At 56.6% G+C, this 1,341-nt stretch carries 2 protein-coding genes; one reads left to right on the forward strand and one right to left on the reverse strand.

The window, feature by feature from the left end:
• Positions 1–241 precede the first annotated feature (241 nt).
• Entirely contained in the window at positions 242–682 is a 441-nt protein-coding gene (locus AC1DKD_RS41300; RefSeq protein ID WP_477102888.1) for a GNAT family N-acetyltransferase, read from the forward strand.
• A 222-nt stretch (positions 683–904) separates the two neighbouring features.
• On the opposite strand, the gene AC1DKD_RS41305 is transcribed toward AC1DKD_RS41300, so the two are convergent.
• Positions 905–1,276 (reverse strand): PHA-granule associated protein 4, encoded by a 372-nt coding sequence (locus AC1DKD_RS41305; RefSeq protein WP_441629771.1) that lies wholly within the window; start codon positions 1,274–1,276, stop codon positions 905–907.
• Between the last annotated feature and the right edge of the window lie 65 nt (positions 1,277–1,341).

Here is a 1,341-nt window from a genome sequence, read left to right on the forward strand (position 1 = left end):
GTCGGGCACCGGCTTGGCTCGGGAAGAATCGCGACAAGTTTCTGATTCCAGAGGCGTGAGCGGGAGCGCGGGCATCCGTAGGCTAAGTAGAGATTTCTTGGTCTACGCTGGCACCGCATTGTCCCGCGCATTCCATTTGCCTGACGCAAGTGTTAGCCTAGAAGCCGACACTTTTGGGTGTTACATCTATGTGTTTCCCTGCCGTATTCAGCTCGCAATATGACACGAGGAGATGCCGGAGATGATGAGAGGTGTGGAGATTCGAGCGGCAGGAGAGGCAGACCGGTCCGCTATCGTGGATGTTCTCGAGTGTTGTAGCTTGCCTAACGACGCCGTCGACCAGGGGTCGCGCTTCTTTCATATCGCCGTATTAAGCGAACGGGTGGTGGGTTGTGCTTGTGCTGAGCAATACGGAGAGACAGTTGTCGTGCGGTCCGTCGGCGTGCTCCATGAATACCGAGGTCATCAAATTGCAACCCATCTTGTCGGCAGCGTGCTGACGCGTGCTCGCTCAGATGGCTGTACTAAGGCAGTGCTCATCACTGCTGGGCGGCTCGGTCTCCGTAATCACTGCGATTTTTCGCTTGCCGAGCTTGAATCGATGCCTGAGGAAGTAAGGCTGTCCAAGACGTTCATGCGACGATTCGACGGGTGCAGGAAACTGAAAATCGCCACCGACTAGCGTTGCGCAGGTCGGTGCTAATGTCTAGCTGGAAAACTGCGCGCTAAATTGCACGACGTCGACGAGCTGGCACGCAAAGCCAAGCCGGCTTCGAAGCCGATGGCGGCATTGCCTCTGAATGCCATGACCAAAGTCAGGCACTAGATGGCCTCGCATTCTGCGTGCGCATTGAAACTGGAATGGCCAGCAGGTACAGCTCGTGGCGCCGGCTGGCGTCTTCGCTCACTCCCAGACAAGCGTGGCTTCCTTGAGTAGGTGGCCACCCAAGATGTAATCACCATGCTCGATGGCACGTGCCTCCAGCTCCGTCAGGAGCGCGTCGGTCATCAAGGTTAGGTCGAAGAGGCAATAGAGGTGCCGCTGCCTGAAGGTATTCTTCGGTGCTCGCAGTCCCTGAGCCAGGGCTTCTGGAGTGCGCACGGCGATATGTTCAAGGGTCCTGAACTGAACGGCGACGCCGTACTTTTGCCCAACCCTTCCAAGTTCGAGGGCATCTTCCCAACCGGCCTCATAGTCCAGGTCAACCGTTCCAGTCACCTGTGACAATATCTGTTCAAGCGCATTGGCTCGATTGTGCGCAACATGGACGGTCACGGCGAAATCTCGTCTATGGGTCACGTTGCCAAGGAATATAGCGGGAAAGCCAAGTCACGACAACC

Source organism: Cupriavidus sp. 05T313, from assembly GCF_056396665.1.

Excerpts from the sequence above, each read along its gene's own strand:
- AC1DKD_RS41300 (WP_477102888.1), top strand. The coding sequence starts at position 242 with ATGATGAGAGGTGTGGAGATTCGAGCGGCAGGAGAGGCAGACCGGTCC.